Origin of the sequence: Streptomyces sp. NBC_01750, assembly GCF_035918095.1 — a bacterium.
In the GTDB taxonomy this organism is placed as follows: Bacteria; Actinomycetota; Actinomycetes; order Streptomycetales; family Streptomycetaceae; genus Streptomyces.
Window position 1 is genome coordinate 6,176,557 of the sequence record NZ_CP109137.1, and the last position, 15,509, is coordinate 6,192,065.

Annotated in this window: 8 protein-coding genes; 2 read left to right on the top strand and 6 right to left on the bottom strand. The window is 69.6% G+C overall.

Translation table 11 applies throughout. The annotated features are described in order from the left end of the window. Nucleotides 1-35: 35 nt before the first annotated feature. Together treS and OG966_RS28250 are read right to left on the bottom strand one after the other, a co-directional pair. Nucleotides 36-1,760, bottom strand: coding sequence for a maltose alpha-D-glucosyltransferase (treS, locus tag OG966_RS28245; RefSeq protein WP_326652715.1), 1,725 nt, complete (start codon nucleotides 1,758-1,760; stop codon nucleotides 36-38). After that, nucleotides 1,757-3,745, bottom strand: a complete 1,989-nt coding sequence (locus tag OG966_RS28250; RefSeq protein WP_326652716.1) for an alpha-1,4-glucan--maltose-1-phosphate maltosyltransferase — start codon at nucleotides 3,743-3,745, stop codon at nucleotides 1,757-1,759. Before OG966_RS28250 ends, treS begins: the two co-directional genes overlap by 4 nt. 758 nt (nucleotides 3,746-4,503) lie before the next feature. On the opposite strand from OG966_RS28250, the gene OG966_RS28255 reads away from it, so the two are divergent. Together OG966_RS28255 and OG966_RS28260 are read left to right on the top strand one after the other, a co-directional pair. Further along, nucleotides 4,504-7,161: a glycosyltransferase family 1 protein gene (locus tag OG966_RS28255; protein ID WP_326652717.1), complete on the top strand. Its 2,658-nt coding sequence runs from the start codon at nucleotides 4,504-4,506 to the stop codon at nucleotides 7,159-7,161. A 282-nt stretch (nucleotides 7,162-7,443) separates the two neighbouring features. Further along, complete coding sequence (locus OG966_RS28260; RefSeq protein ID WP_326652718.1) at nucleotides 7,444-8,667, top strand: alginate lyase family protein; 1,224 nt, start codon at nucleotides 7,444-7,446, stop codon at nucleotides 8,665-8,667. An 88-nt stretch (nucleotides 8,668-8,755) separates the two neighbouring features. Here OG966_RS28260 and OG966_RS28265 read toward each other — a convergent pair whose 3' ends face one another. From OG966_RS28265 to OG966_RS28280, 4 genes are all read right to left on the bottom strand, one after another. Then, nucleotides 8,756-10,792 carry a M4 family metallopeptidase gene (locus tag OG966_RS28265; RefSeq protein ID WP_326652719.1) on the bottom strand — a complete coding sequence of 679 codons (2,037 nt, stop codon included), beginning with the start codon at nucleotides 10,790-10,792 and terminating at the stop codon, nucleotides 8,756-8,758. Nucleotides 10,793-10,966: 174 nt separating this feature from the next. Next, nucleotides 10,967-11,443, bottom strand: a complete 477-nt coding sequence (locus OG966_RS28270) for a TetR/AcrR family transcriptional regulator C-terminal domain-containing protein (RefSeq protein ID WP_326652720.1) — start codon at nucleotides 11,441-11,443, stop codon at nucleotides 10,967-10,969. Between the two features lie 247 nt (nucleotides 11,444-11,690). After that, a complete protein-coding gene (locus tag OG966_RS28275) occupies nucleotides 11,691-13,580 on the bottom strand; it encodes an ABC transporter ATP-binding protein (protein ID WP_326652721.1) in 1,890 nt (629 codons plus the stop codon). Further along, complete coding sequence (locus tag OG966_RS28280) at nucleotides 13,577-15,367, bottom strand: ABC transporter ATP-binding protein (RefSeq protein WP_326652722.1); 1,791 nt, start codon at nucleotides 15,365-15,367, stop codon at nucleotides 13,577-13,579. Before OG966_RS28280 ends, OG966_RS28275 begins: the two co-directional genes overlap by 4 nt. Nucleotides 15,368-15,509: the final 142 nt, after the last annotated feature.

The window sequence follows — 15,509 nt, forward strand, 5'->3', positions numbered from 1 at the left end:
CCGCCCCGCGGGACATACCTCTCCCCGTACGTGACTCAGGTCGGCGCCGAATCCTTTCGCAGGCGGAACCAGTAGAAGCCGTGACCGGCGAGAGTGAGCAGGTAGGGCCACTGACCGATGGCCGGGAACCGCACTCCGCCGATGAGCTCCACCGGATGCCGGCCGCTGAACGTCCGCAGATCGAGCTCGGTGGGCTGCGCGAAACGCGAGAAATTGTTCACGCAGAGCACGAGATCGTCGCCGTGTCCGTCAACTGACGGGGCCTCGCGCAGGAACGCGAGCACGGCCGGGTTCGACGAGGGCAGCTCGGTGTACGAACCGAGCCCGAAGGCGTGGTTCTGCTTACGGATCTCGATCATCCGCCGGGTCCAGTGCAGCAGCGAGGACGGCGAGGCCATCGCCGCCTCCACATTGGTGACCTGGTAGCCGTAGACCGGATCCATGATGGTCGGCAGATAGAGCCGGCCCGGGTCGCTGGAGGAGAATCCCGCGTTCCGGTCCGGTGTCCACTGCATCGGCGTCCGTACCGCGTCCCGGTCGCCGAGCCAGATGTTGTCGCCCATCCCGATCTCGTCGCCGTAGTACAGGATCGGCGAGCCCGGCAGCGACAGCAGCAGCGCCGTGAACAGCTCGATCTGATTGCGGTCGTTGTCCAGCAGTGGGGCCAGCCGCCGGCGGATGCCGATATTGGCGCGCATCCGCGGATCCTTGGCGTACTCCGCGTACATGTAGTCGCGCTCTTCGTCCGTGACCATCTCGAGCGTGAGCTCGTCGTGGTTGCGCAGGAAGATTCCCCACTGGCAGTTCTTCGGGATGGCCGGGGTCTTGGAGAGGATTTCGGAGACCGGGTAGCGCGATTCGCGCCGTACGGCCATGAAGATCCGGGGCATCACCGGGAAGTGGAACGCCATATGACACTCGTCGCCGCCGGCCGGGAACTCGCCGAAGTAGTCGACGACGTCCTCCGGCCACTGGTTGGCCTCGGCGAGCAGCACGGTGTCCGGGTAGTGGGCGTCGATCACCTTGCGTACGTGCTTGAGGAAGGTGTGGGTGGCGGGGAGGTTCTCGCAGTTCGTGCCCTCCTCCTGGTACAGGTACGGCACTGCGTCCAGCCGGAAGCCGTCGATGCCCAGGTCCAGCCAGAAGCGCAGCGCCGAGATGATCTCTTCCTGCACCGCCGGGTTCTCGTAGTTGAGATCGGGCTGGTGGGAGAAGAAGCGGTGGAAGTAGTACTGCTTGCGCACCGGGTCGAAGGTCCAGTTGGACGTCTCGGTGTCGACGAAGATGATCCTGGCGTCCTGGAACTGCTTGTCGTCGTCGGCCCAGACGTAGTAGTCGCCGTACGGTCCTTCCGGGGCGCTGCGGGACTCCTGGAACCACGGGTGCTGGTCGCTGGTGTGGTTCATGACAAAGTCGATGATGACGCGCATGCCCCGCTGGTGGGACGCGTCGACGAACTCCACGAAGTCCGCCAGGTCGCCGAAGTCCGGCAGTACGGCGGTGTAGTCGGAGACGTCGTAACCACCGTCCCGCAGCGGCGACTTGAAGAACGGCGGCAGCCAGAGGCAGTCGACTCCCAGCCACTGAAGATAGTCCAGTTTGGCGGTGATGCCCTTCAGGTCGCCGATGCCGTCGCCGTTGCTGTCCTGGAAGGACCGCACGAGGACTTCGTAGAAGACGGCCCGTTTGAACCAGTCGGGGTCGCGGTCCTTGGCGGGTGTGTCCTCGAACGTGTCGTGGACGGGCTCATTGACGATCATGATGTGGGTGACCCTCCGATCGGCGGGGACGGTCGCAGAACGACGATGTGCGCGGGCGTTCTGCCCGGCTCGAGGCGCACATAGTTGGCCCTGCCCCAGTGATAGGTCTCGCCGGTGAGCTCGTCGCGCACCGGTGTGCTCTCGTGCCAGTCGAGGCCGAGGCGCGGCATGTCCAACGAGACTGTGGCCTCCTGGGTGTGGTGGGGGTCGAGGTTGGCGATCACGAGGACGGTGTTCGAGCCGGACCGTTTCGAGTACGCGATCACCGCGTCGTTGTCGGTGTGGTGGAAATGGATGTCACGCAGCTGCTGGAGGGCGGGATGGCGGCGCCGGATCCGGTTGAGGGTGGTGATCAGGGGGGCGATGGTGCGACCCTCGCGCTCCGCCGACTCCCAGTCCCGCGGCCGTAGTTGGTACTTCTCCGAGTGAAGGTACTCCTCGCTGCCGGGCCGTACCGGGGAGTTCTCGCAGAGCTCGTAGCCGGCGTACACCCCCCAGGACGGCGCCATGGTCGCGGCGAGCACCGCGCGTACCTCGAACGCCGGGCGACCGCCCTGCTGGAGGTAGGCGTGCAGGATGTCGGGCGTGTTCACGAAGAAGTTGGGCCGCATGCAGGAGGCGGCCCCGCCGGAGAGCTCGGTGAGGTATTCGGTCAGCTCCTGCTTGGTGTTGCGCCAGGTGAAGTACGTGTACGACTGCTGGAAGCCGATCTCGGCGAGGGTGTGCATCATCGCCGGACGGGTGAACGCCTCGGCCAGGAAGAGCACATCGGGATCGGTGCGGTTGATGTCCGCGATCACCTTCTCCCAGAAGATGACCGGCTTGGTGTGCGGGTTGTCGACGCGGAAGATCCGTACACCGTGGCCCATCCAGAAGCGCAGCACCCGCAGCGTCTCGCGGACCAGTCCGCGCATGTCCTGGTCGAAGGCGATGGGATAGATGTCCTGGTACTTCTTGGGCGGGTTCTCGGCGTACGCGATCGAACCGTCGGCCCGGTGGTGGAACCACTCGGGGTGCTCTTTCACCCAGGGATGGTCGGGAGAGCACTGGAGCGCGAAGTCCAGGGCGACCTCCATACGCAGAGCGGCTGCCGTTTCGACGAAGTGGTCGAAGTCCTCGAAGGTGCCGAGATCGGGGTGGAGCGCGTCATGGCCGCCGTCGGGCGAGCCGATGGCCCAGGGCACTCCGACATCGTGGGCGCCGGGGGAGAGGCTGTTGTTGGGGCCCTTGCGGAAGGTGGTGCCGATGGGGTGGACGGGCGGCAGATAGACGACGTCGAAGCCCATCGCGGCGACGGCGGGCAGCCGTTCGGCCGCGGTGCGGAAGGTGCCGGAGACGGGCGGCTCGCCCTCCTTGACGACCGCGCCCTCGGAGCGCGGGAAGAGCTCGTACCAGGAGCCGTACAGCGCACGCTGCCGCTCGACCAGGAGTGGCAACGGGCGGGAGGAGGTGACCAGTTCGCGCAGCGGGTGGCGGCCGAGCGCGGCGGCGGCGTCCGGGGTGAGGGCGGCGGCGAGCCGCGCGGCGGCGGACCGCGTGTCGTCGCGCAGCGCGTCGACGGCGGCGAGCACGGCCTCGCGCCCGTCGTTCTTGGGCACTCCGGCGGCGGCACGTTCGTACAGATCGGCGCCTTCGGCCAGGACGAGCGTGGTGTCGATACCTGCGGGGATCTTGATCTGGGCGTGGTGCCGCCAGGTGGCGACCGGGTCGCTCCAGGCCTCGACGGCGTACGTCCAGCGGCCCTCGGCATCCGGCGTGACGTCGGCTCCCCACCGGTCGGAGCCGGGCGCGAGCTCGCGCATGGGGGTCCAGGGGCCGGGGTGACCGCTCGGATCGCGCAGGAGGACATTGGCGGCGACCGCGTCATGGCCCTCGCGGAAGACGGTGGCGGTGACCTGGAAGGTCTCACCGGCCACCGCTTTCGCCGGCCTCCTTCCACAGTCGACGAGGGGGCGGACGTCCAGGACGGGGATGCGACCGATCATGGGATCACCTGAGGGCTGTGCGGGCAGGGCGGATTGAGCGGGTTGTTTCTTTTTACGAGGTTTGGTTGTTCTTTGTAGCTGCTCAGGCGACGACTGGCGGGCTGTGGGCATGGCCGCTCCTGTCCGCGTTCACTCGGGTGGGCGGAAAGAATGCTGTGAGAGGTGCGCGATCGCATGCGTTACCGGAGGAGCCTTCCCCCGCACTTCGGGTGGGCAATCCGGTGGTTCGTTAACTACTAGGGCGTAGATGACGACACAACACCTTCGCCGGCCCGGATAGAGTTCTGCGGGGGATCTGGGGGTCGTCCCCCCGGGGGGAGCGCGGCACTACTAGGGGGCGTAGGAGACGACCCGGCACCTTCGCGGGTCCGGGACCGGGTTTCCGCCTGGAGCAGGCCGCCATGACAGAGCTTCAGCGGGTGAACCGGCAGCCGGTCCCGAGGTCGTCATCCATATGGCTCATGAGCGGGCACGGGACGGCTGCACCGGCATCCACCAGGTGATACCGGCGCGGGAACTCGCCGAGACAGCGGCCCGGTGTCCGGCGAACAGGGCCTTTGGCCCGGCGACCGTCAACCGGGGTTCCCCGTACGGAGTTTCGGTGAGTTCACCGCGCCGAGTACCCCCGCGGGCGCCCGCCGGACGCCCGCGCGCCGTGGTTGAGAAGGCGTGCTTACCACTACCGTCTGGGGTGACGGAGAGGCGCACACCGTCGTGCGTCCCCTCGGATGCGTACCTCCCCTGCGAAGGTGGGACCCGTGAAGGCCATTCGTCGATTCACCGTCCGCCCCGTCCTCCCCGAACCGCTCAGTCCGCTCAGCGATCTGGCGCGCAATCTGCGCTGGTCCTGGCATACCGAGACCCGTGACCTCTTCCAGGCCGTCGATCCCGAAGGATGGCAGGCGGCGGGCGGCGACCCCGTGCGGCTGCTCGGGGCCGTGTCCGCCGCCCGACTGGCCGAGCTGGCCGGAGACCGGCGCTTTCTGCGCAGACTGACCGCCGTCGCCGACGACCTGGACGACTATCTGCTCGGGCGCAGGTGGTACCAGGCGCACAGCGGCACCTCCGGCGACATCGATCCCGAGGCGCCGGACTTCCCGGCAGCGGTCGCCTACTTCTCGCCGGAGTTCGGGGTCACCGCCGCACTCCCGCAGTACTCCGGCGGCCTCGGCATCCTCGCCGGCGACCATCTCAAGGCCGCCAGCGACCTCGGCGTACCGCTCATCGGCGTCGGGCTGCTCTACCGCCACGGCTACTTCCGCCAGTCGTTGTCCCGCGACGGCTGGCAGCAGGAGCACTATCCGCTTCTCGATCCGAACGAGCTCCCGGTGAGCCTGCTGCGGGAGACCGAAGGGACCCCCGTCCAGGTGTCCCTGGCGCTGCCCGGCGGTCGCTCACTGCGCGCGCACGTCTGGGTCGCGCAGGTCGGCCGAGTACCACTGCTGATGCTCGACTCGGACGTCGAGGAGAACGATCCCGGCGAGCGCGATGTCACCGACCGGCTGTACGGCGGCGGCAGCGAGCACCGGCTGCTGCAGGAGATGCTGCTGGGGATCGGGGGGGTACGTGCGGTACGTGCGTACTGCCGGCTCGCCGGCCACCCCGCGCCCGAGGTGTTCCACACCAACGAGGGGCACGCCGGCTTCCTCGGCCTGGAGCGCATCCGCGAACTGGGTGACACGGGCCTGGACTTCGACGCGGCGCTGGAGGCGGTCCGGGCCGGGACCGTGTTCACCACCCACACGCCCGTGCCCGCCGGGATCGACCGCTTCGACCGCGAGCTCGTCGCCCGCCACTTCGGCGACCGCGCGGAGCTGGCCGGAGTCCCGGTCGAGAAGGTGCTCCAGCTCGGTATGGAGACCTATCCGGGCGGCGAGCCCAATCTCTTCAACATGGCGGTGATGGGGCTGCGGCTGGCCCAGCGCGCCAACGGGGTCTCGGTCCTGCACGGTGCGGTGAGCCGCGGCATGTTCGCCGGCCTGTGGCCCGGCTTCGACGCCGAGGAGGTGCCGATCACCTCGGTCACCAACGGGGTGCACGCGCCGACCTGGGTGGCGCCCGAGGTGTTCCGGCTCGGTGCGCGCCAGATCGGCCCGGGCCGCACCGAGGACGCCCTGTCCGTGGGCGACTCCGAGCGCTGGGACGCCGTCGCGGACATCCCGGACGCCGACATCTGGGAGCTGCGCCGCGGCCTGCGGGAACAGCTGGTCCTGGAGGTACGGGAGCGGCTGCACGCCTCCTGGCGCCAGCGCGGCGCCGGCGCGGCCGAACTGGGCTGGATCGACGGGGTGCTCGACCCGGATGTGCTGACCATCGGGTTCGCCCGCCGGGTTCCCTCGTACAAACGGCTCACCCTGATGCTGCGCGACCGCGACCGGCTGATGGAGCTGCTGCTCCACCCCACCAGGCCCATCCAGATCGTCGTCGCGGGCAAGGCGCATCCGGCGGACGACAGCGGCAAGCGGCTGGTGCGGGAGCTGGTGCGGTTCGCCGACGATCCGCGGGTCCGTCATCGCATCGTCTTCCTGCCCGACTACGGCATGGCGATGGCGCAGAAGCTCTACCCGGGCTGTGATGTGTGGCTGAACAATCCGCTGCGGCCGCTGGAGGCCTGCGGGACGAGCGGGATGAAGGCCGCGCTGAACGGCTGCCTCAACCTGTCCGTGCTCGACGGCTGGTGGGACGAGTGGTTCGAGCCGGACTTCGGCTGGGCCATTCCCACCGCGGACGGCTCGGCCACCGACGACGACCGCCGCGACGAGCTGGAGGCGGGCGCGCTGTACGAGCTGATCGAGGAGCGGGTGGCGCCCCGCTTCTACGACCGCAACGGCGGCGGACTGCCCGAGCGCTGGATCGAGATGGTCCGCCGGACGCTGACCACGCTCGGCCCCAAGGTGCTCGCCGGCCGCATGGTGCGCGAGTACGTGGAGCGGCTGTACGCCCCGGCCGCCCGGGCCCACCGGTCCCTGAACGCGGACACCGCACGTGAGCTGGCGGCCTGGAAGTCCCGGGTGCGCATCGCCTGGCCGCGGGTGGCCGTCGACCATGTGGAGGCCCTCGAACAGGCCTCGCCCGCGGGCACGGCGGAGCTGGGCGCCACCCTCGCGCTCCGGGTGCGGGTTGCCCTGGGCGACCTGCAGCCGGACGATGTGGAGGTGCAGGCGGTGGCGGGTCAGGTCGACTCGGACGACGCGATCGCCGGCGCCCAGACCTCCCCGCTGAAGCCGACGAGCGGCCCCGACCTGGACGGCCGCTGGGTGTACGAGGGTCCGCTCGCGCTCGACCGTACGGGTCCCTTCGGTTATACGGTGCGGATCCTGCCGGACCACCGACTGCTCGCCGCCAGCGCGGATCTGGGGCTGGTCGCGCTGCCGACGGAGGCGACGGGGGAGGGCGCGGGCGTTCTGATGCGGTGATCCGCTGATGCGCTGATCAATGGGGTCGGTGGGCTGATCCACGGTGATGTCCGCGCACCGCTTCACGGCGAACCCGGTCGCACCCGCGGCCGGGTTCGCCCACGTGTACCGCCCCAGTATTCCGGCGGATCGACCGTTCTCCTTCACGCCTTGAACTCGAAGCCTTGACGTGCTCATGGGATGCCTTTAGTTTCCTCACCCATTACGGCGTTCACTCCCACGCTCAACGTTCATATGAGTGAACTCAATTGGAGAGCGATCCCCACCGGAAGGCAACCCCCCATGCGTACCGGATCACGCGCCCTGCGCAGACCAAGAACGCTTCTGCTCGCCCTCGCGGCGCTCCTGGCCCCAGTACTGGCCGCGGTGCTGACAGCCCCGGCCTCGGCCGTCAGGGACACCGCTCAACAGGCAGCCGCCCCCACGGAGTTCACCCATCCCGGCGTGCTCGTCAGCCGTCCGCAGCTCGACTTCGTGAAGGCGAAGGTCAGGGACGGCGCCCAGCCCTGGAAATCCGCCTACGACCAGATGATCAGCAGCAAGTACGCCTCACTTTCGCGTACCGCCAAGCCCCGCGCGGTCGTCGAGTGCGGCTCGTACTCCAACCCCAACATAGGCTGTACGGACGAGCGCGAGGACGCCATCGCCGCGTACACCCTCTCGCTGGCCTGGTACATCGGCGGGGACAGCCGGTACGCCAGGAAGTCGATCGAGATCATGGACGCCTGGTCCGCCGTGATCAAGGACCACACCAACAGCAACGCCCCGCTGCAGACCGGCTGGGCCGGATCCTCCTGGCCGCGGGCCGCCGAGATCGTCAAGTACACCTACGGCAGCTGGCCGAACTCCGGCCGCTTCGGGACCATGCTGCGCACCGTCTATCTCCCCGAGGTCATCAACGGCTCGCACTCCAACGGCAACTGGGAGCTGAGCATGACCGAGGCCGCGATCGGCATCGCGGTCTTCCTGGAGGACCGGGGCGCCTACGACAAGGCCGTCGCCACATTCCGCGGCCGCGTCCCCGCGTACATCTATCTGGCCTCCGACGGCTCGCTGCCGAAGACCGCCCCCGGCTCCGGTCTCGACACTCGCGACAAGATCATCAAGTACTGGCAGGGCCAGTCGACGTTCATGGACGGGCTCAGCCAGGAGACCTGCCGCGACCTCACCCACACCGGATACGGACTCTCCGCCGTCTCGCACATCGCCGAGACCAGCCGTATCCAGGGCCGGGACCTCTACCCGGAGGTCGCCGCCCGGCTCCGGCACGCGCTCGGCCTGCACAGCAGGTACCAGCTCGGCACGCCCGTGCCCGGCAACCTCTGCGGAGGCAGTCTCAAGGACAAGCTCGGCCCCGTCACCGAGGTCGGCTTCAACGCCCTGCACAACCGCATGGGCATCGACATGAGCAACACCCAGCGCCTCACCGAGCAGCAGCGGCCCGCCGGGTCCAACAACCTGTTCGTCGCCTGGGAGACCCTCACCCATGCCGGCAATCCCGGCTAGCGGCTGCGCACCCCGAAGCCGCGGTCACGAACACGCGGAAGCTGCCCGGGGCGATGGTGCACCCCCGGGCAGCCTCGTGCGGCAGGACTCAGAAAGTGAGCTTGAAGCTGTTGATGTAGCCGGTGTCCCATGCGGCCTTGTCCTGGACGCGGAGCTTCCAGGCGCCGTTGGCGACCTCGGAGGAGGCGTTGACCGTGTAGGTCGCCTGGACGTTGTCCGCCGAGTCGGAGGAGCTGAACGGCTTCAGGTTGTAGACCGTTCCGTCCGGGGCGACCAGGTCGACGACCAGGTCGCCGCGCCAGGTGTGGATGATGTCCACGCCGACCTTGAGGGTGGCCGGGGCGTTGCCCGTACGGCCCGTGACGTTGACCGTCGAGGTGACAGCAGCGCCGTTGTCCGGGATCGCGACGTCAGCGGTGTTCTCGAAGACCGTGCCGCCCGGGTCCGGGTCGCCGCCGGGGCGGGCGCCGACGTTGATGCCGGCCCATGCGTCGGTCACGGACTTGACCTCGGCGCTGGTGGCTCCGTACAGCTCCGTCGCGACCGCGATGGTGCCGGTGCGGGCCGCCGCGTAGTTCGTCGTGGAGTTGAACTTCGTGGTGAGCGCCTTGAACCAGATCAGCGAGGCCTTGTCCCGGCCGATGCCGGTCACGGGCAGACCGTCGGAGGTCGGGGAGTCGTAGTTGACCCCGTTGATGACCTTGGCACCGCTGCCCTCGGAGAGCAGGTAGTACCAGTGGTTCGCCGGACCCGAGGAGTAGTGGACGTCGACGCCGCCGATACCCGAGTACCAGGCGTCCTTGGACGCACCGTCCTTGCTCGGCTTGTCCATGTAGCGCAGCGGGGTGCCGTCGCCGTTGATGTCGATCTTCTCGCCGACCAGGTAGTCACCCTTGTCCTGGGCGTTGTTGGCGTAGAACTCGACGGCCGCGGCGAAGATGTCGGACGTCGCCTCGTTGAGGCCGCCGGACTCGCCGCTGTAGACGAGCTTCGCGGTGGCGGCGGTGACGCCGTGGGTCATCTCGTGCGCGGCCACGTCGATGGACGTGAGCGGCTTGGCGTTGCCCGAGCCGTCGCCGTACGTCATGCAGAAGCAGCTGTCCTGCCAGAACGCGTTGACGTACGCGTTGCCGTAGTGGACACGGGAGTACGCGCCGACACCGTCACCACGGATGCCGGAGCGGCCGTGCACGTTCTTGTAGTAGTCCCAGGTGAGCCCGGCGCCGTAGGCGGCGTCCGCGCCGGCGGTCTCAGGTTCGGAGGCCTGGCCGTTGCCCCAGACGTCGTCCGAACCCGAGTACAGGGTGCCGGTGCCGCTGGAGCCGTGGTTCAGGTTGTACGTCTTGTGGTTGCCGCGCCCGGAGTCGGTGAGGTTGTACGTGCTGCCGGACTGCACGCTGCCGACCGTCACCGAGCCGCTGTACTGCGTGTTGCCGGTGCCGTTCTCGACGGCCTGCCACTCGAAGAGCTTCTTGCCGGTGGAGGCGTCGGTGACGACGTGCAGCTCGTTCGGAGTGCCGTCGTGCTGGAGGCCACCGACGACGGTCTCGTACGCGAGAGTCGGCGTGCCCGACGCCAGCCAGACCACCTTGCGCGGTGCGCGGTCGGCCTTGGCCTTCGCCGAGCCCTCCGCCCTGGCCGCGCCCAGCGCCTGCTTCTCGGCGGCGGCGGGAGCGACGTCGGCGCCGGTGTCGATGTTCTTCAGGACCGACCGGGAGGCCTTGCTGACCGACTCGGTGGCGCCCGCCTTGGTCTCGGAGACCACGAGGTCGCCGCCGAGGACCGGGAGCCCGGCGTAGGTACGCTCGTAGCGGGTGTGCGTGGTGCCGTCACGGTCCTGCGTGACGTCCCGCACGACGAGCTTCTCCTGGGCGGTGAGGCCCAGTTCCTTGGCGGTCGCCGCCGTGGTGGCGCTCGCCTTGCGGATCAGCTCGGCGCGCTGCGCGGGGCTGAGAGTCAACGGCAGGGCGCCGGGGTCGGCCTTCCCCGCTGTCGCTGCCGCCGGCGCGGCGGATGCCGCCGGTTCGGCCGATGACGTACCTGTCTGGAATCCGACCGCCAGGAGGGCGGCGGTGGCTATAAGAGCTCCGGTCGCGGTGGTGCGCCGGCGAGGCGTGGGTCTCACGCGAACTCCTTCTGCGAGGGGGGTACCGGTCGGCTGGGTGGGGCCGGCCGGGCAGAGCATGCGGAGCATGTGGTGCGTGGATGCTGGGGAAGAGTGGCAGCACTTGAGGCCTCCTGTCAGGACCGCGTCAAAAAGATGGCTGGAAATCGTCCGCTGCGTGAACAGTCATGTTCGTTAAGCGGACGTTTCGCTGATCATCACTGCGATGCCGTCGAGTGTTCGGCGCAGCCCGAACTCGAAGAGCGTTTCGGGGTCCGGCTCGAACCTGTCCCGTGTGAACGGCGTGTTGAGCAGGGCATGGTTCCCGGTCGCGGCGATCGCCCCGAAACATGGCGCGTTCCGTGCCGTCCACTCGGCGTCCGGCATTCCGGTGTGCTGCTCCGCCCGGGTCTCCGACTCCGCGGTCACAGCCGGCCCTTGGACATACGCGAAGAGCGTGAGGTGGGTGTGGATCGCCTCGAAGGGGGGCAGGCCGGTGCCGTGCCGAGCGCGCGGTACCCGTTCGGTGTACTTCACCGCGTTCGGCGGGACGGTCGGCCGCGTGAGGGACGCCATCGCCTGCGCCGTCCACGGACGGCGGGTGTTACGCCGGCGAAGCCCGGCGAGCGGCGTGCTCGGGCGCGGCCCGCCAATCGGCCGGAACCGGCCCATCGAATCCTCGCCACAGATCGCGTCCGTGCGAACGGACCGGCCCCGGGCGCGGCCCGCTCGAGCAGGCGGGTGCCGCGGCGGCCGTCCCCTGTGGGGGCGGGGTGCCCGGTCCTGTGCCGCCGGCCGTCCGGGGCCGGCGTGCCCCACGTACCCGCGCTTCCCGGAGGTGGGTCGCCGCGCGGCGCGCGAAGCCGGCGGCGCAGGGGAGCGGCCCACGGTCTGCACACAGGGCCCGCACCCCGCGGACTCACCCCACCACGCTGTCGCGCCACGCCCGGTGCAGGCCCGCGAAGCGGCCCTCCCCGGCGATCAGCCGGCCCGGCGCGCCGTCCTCCACGATGCGGCCGTGTTCCATCACCAGCACCCGGTCCGCGATCTCCACCGTCGACAGGCGGTGTGCGATCACCACCGCCGTGCGCCCGTGCAGCACCGTGTCCATCGCGCGCTGCACCGCCCGTTCACCCGGGATGTCGAGCGAGCTCGTCGCCTCGTCAAGGATCAGCACCGCCGGGTCGGCGAGCAGCGCGCGGGCGAAGGCCACCAGTTGTCGCTGGCCGGCGGAGATCCGGCCGCCCCGTTTGCGTACGTCCGTGTCGTAGCCGTCCGGCAGGCCGCTGATGAAGCCGTGCGCGCCGATCGCCTTCGCCGCCTGCTCGATCTCCTCGCGGGAGGCGTCCGGCCGTCCGATCGCGATGTTCTCCGCGACCGTCCCGGAGAACAGGAACGCCTCCTGGGTCACCATCACCACCCCGCGCCGCAGTTCCGGCGTCGCCAGCTCGCGCAGCTCGACGCCGTCGAGGAGGACCCGGCCCTCCGTGGGGTCGTAGAAGCGGGCCAGCAGCTTCGCGAGCGTGGACTTGCCCGCGCCGGTCGAGCCGACGACGGCGACGGTCTGGCCGGCCGGGATTGTCAGATCGAAGCGGGGTAGCACCTCGCCGCCGGTGCGGTAGGCGAAACGGACGCCGTCGAAGACGACCTCGCGGCCCGGGTGGCCCGAGTGACGGGCAGGCAGTTCCTTCGGGTCCTGTGCCTCGGGGACCGACGGGATCTGGGCCAGCAGGCCCGCGATCTTCTCGAGTGAAGCCGCTGCGGACTGGTAGGAGTTGAGGAACATCCCGAGCCGGTCGATCGGGTCGTACAGCCGCCGCAGATAGAGGACGGCGGCGGCCAGCACACCGAGCGCCAGCGTGCCGTCCGCGACCCGGTACGCGCCCCACAGCACGATGCCGGCGACAGCGGTGTTGGCGACGAGCCGGGAGCCGAGGACATAGCGCGCCATCTCCAGCATGGCGTCGCCGTTGGTGCGCTCATGGTGGTGGTTGAGGGCCTGGAACTCCGTGTCGTTGGCGCGCTCGCGGCGGAAGGCGCGCACCGGCCGGATGCCGTTCATCGTCTCCGCGAACTTCACGATGACGGCGGCGATCGCCGTGGAACGGGTGCTGTAGACGGCCTTGGCACGGCGCTGGTAGAGGCGTACGAGCAGATAGAGCGGGACGAACGAGAGCACCGCGAGCCCGCCGAGTCCGAGGTCCAGCCAGAGCAGCATCGCCGAGATGTAGACAAAGGCGAGGACAACCATGATCAGCTCCTGCAGGCCTTCGCTGAGCAGCTCCCGGAGGGACTCGACATCGGTGGTCGACCGAGAGATGAGCCGGCCCGAGGTGTACCGCTCGTGGAAGTCGACGCTCAGGGCCTGTGCGTGACGGAAGATGCGGCCGCGCAGATCGAGGAGGACGTCCTGGTTGACGCGGGCGGAGGCGCGGATGAAGGAGTACTGCAGGACACCGGCGCCGAACGCGCACAGGGCGTACCCGACGGCGACCGCGATCAGCGGTCCGTAGTCGTGTGTGCGGAAGGCCGGTACGCCGCGGTCGATGGCGTACGCGACGAGGAGTGGACCGGCCTGGACGGCGGCCTGCTGAAGCAGCAGGAGCAGCGCGGCGATGCCGACGAAGCGGCGCCGCGGCGCGAGGAGCGACCGCAACAGGACGCCGGTCGCGCCCTGCGGCGCCGGCAGCGCATCCCGGTCGAACGGGTCGGCCCTGACCGGCGCCGGCTCCTCCAGGGGCGGCGCGCCGTCGCCCGTACGGTCGTCCTCGCCGTCGGCGTACGGCGCGGTGGTCGTCGATGACGTCATCGGACACTCTCCTCGGCGTTCTCCTGGGCATCGGCGCCGGACATCAGCCACGCGTACTCCCCATTCGTACGCAGCAGTTCCTGATGAGTGCCGACCGCCGCGATCCGCCCGCCCGACAGCAGCGCCACCCGGTCCGCCAGCATCACCGTCGACGGGCGGTGCGCCACCACCAGCGCCGTCGTGTCCTCAAGCACTCTGCGCAGTGCGGCCTCGACCAGCGCCTCCGTATGCACATCCAGCGCCGACAGCGGGTCGTCGAGCACCAGGAAGCGCGGCTGCCCGACGACCGCCCTGGCCAGGGCCAAGCGCTGCCGCTGTCCGCCGGAGAGGCTGAGGCCCTGCTCGCCGACCTGGGTGTCGGTGCCGTGGGGCAGCGACTGCACGAAACCGGCCTGCGCGATGTCCAGGGCCCGGTCCAGCTCTTCGTCGCCCGCGCCCTCCGCGCCCATCAGAACGTTCTCTCCGACGCTCGCCGAGAACAGCGTCGGCTCCTCGAAAGCCACGGACACCAGCTCGCGCAACCGCTCGCGAGACATCGCCGCGATGTCCTCCCCGTCCAGTGTGATCCGGCCCGCGGTCACCTCGTGCAGTCGCGGTACGAGCGCGGTGAGCGTGGTCTTTCCGGAGCCGGTCCCGCCGACCAGGGCCATGGTCTCGCCGGGACGTACCCGCAGATCGATGCGGGCGAGCACGGGCGCGGCGCCGTCGGACGCGTCCGGGTAGCGGAACTCGACGCCCTCGAACCGGAGCCCGTCGGCGCTGCCGGCCCCGGACACGTCCGACCCCCCGGACGACTCCTCCGCCGCGTCCATCACCTCGAAGTACCGCTCCGTCGCCGTCGCCGCCTCCTGGCTCATCGCCAGCAGAAAGCCGATCGACTCCACCGGCCAGCGCAGCGCGAGCGCTGTCGACAGGAACGCCACCAGCGTGCCCGCCGACAGACCGCCGTCGGCGACCTGGATCGTGCCCAGCACCAGCGCCGCGCCGATCGCCACCTCCGGGATGGTCGTGATCAGTGCCCAGATCCCGGCCAGCAGCCGCGCTTTGCCCAGCTCCGTACCGCGCAGCCGCTCCGAGAGCCCGCGGAAGGCGCGGGCCTGGCTGCGGTGGCGGCCGAAGCCCTTGATGATGCGGATGCCGAGCACGCTCTCCTCGACGACGGTCGTCAGATCGCCGACCTGGTCCTGCGCCTTCCGGGCGACGATCGCGTACCGCGTCTCGAAGACCGAGCAGAGAATCACCAGCGGCACGATGGGTGCCAGGAGTACGAGCCCCAGCGTCCACTGCTGGCCCAGCAGAATCACATAGCCGACCAGGATGGTCGTCGCGTTGACCACGAGGAAGGTCAGCGGAAAGGCCAGGAACATCCGCACCAGCATCAGATCCGTCGTCCCGCGCGAGAGCAACTGCCCCGACGCCCACCGGTCGTGGAAAGCCACCGGCAGCCGCTGCAGATGCCGGTAGAGACCGGCCCGCATGGCCGCCTCCACGCTCGCCAGCGGCCTGGCCACCAGCCACCGCCGGAGGCCGAAGAGCACAGCCTCGGCGACGCCCAGCATCAGCAGCACCAGCGCACCGAGCCAGACCCCGCCGGGGTCCCTGCCCGCGACCGGGCCGTCCACCATCCACTTCAGGACGAGCGGGATGACCAGGCCGAGGCAGGAGGCCACTATGGCGACAAATGCCGCGCTGAACAGGCGCGTTCGGACCGGGCGTACGTACGGCCACAGCCGCAGCAGCGAACGCACGGCGGACCGGTCCCTGGTGGCTGCATGTGTATCGGACATCAGCGGCGAGCCTACGGTTCACCACTGACATCGCTCATCCGGTTTTTGCCGCCACCGGGGCGTATCCCGGCAGCGGCGCAGTCTCTGTGCCCGCCGAGGCGAGACCGGGAACCAGCCCCGTCGAGGACGACTTCGCTCCCTG

Coding starts and splice junctions, on each gene's coding strand:
- OG966_RS28250 (WP_326652716.1), bottom strand. CDS start 3,745: ATGATCGGTCGCATCCCCGTCCTGGACGTCCGCCCCCTCGTCGACTGT.
- OG966_RS28260 (WP_326652718.1), top strand. CDS start 7,444: ATGCGTACCGGATCACGCGCCCTGCGCAGACCAAGAACGCTTCTGCTC.
- OG966_RS28280 (WP_326652722.1), bottom strand. CDS start 15,367: ATGTCCGATACACATGCAGCCACCAGGGACCGGTCCGCCGTGCGTTCG.
- treS (WP_326652715.1), bottom strand. CDS start 1,760: ATGATCGTCAATGAGCCCGTCCACGACACGTTCGAGGACACACCCGCC.
- OG966_RS28270 (WP_326652720.1), bottom strand. CDS start 11,443: ATGGGCCGGTTCCGGCCGATTGGCGGGCCGCGCCCGAGCACGCCGCTC.
- OG966_RS28275 (WP_326652721.1), bottom strand. CDS start 13,580: ATGACGTCATCGACGACCACCGCGCCGTACGCCGACGGCGAGGACGAC.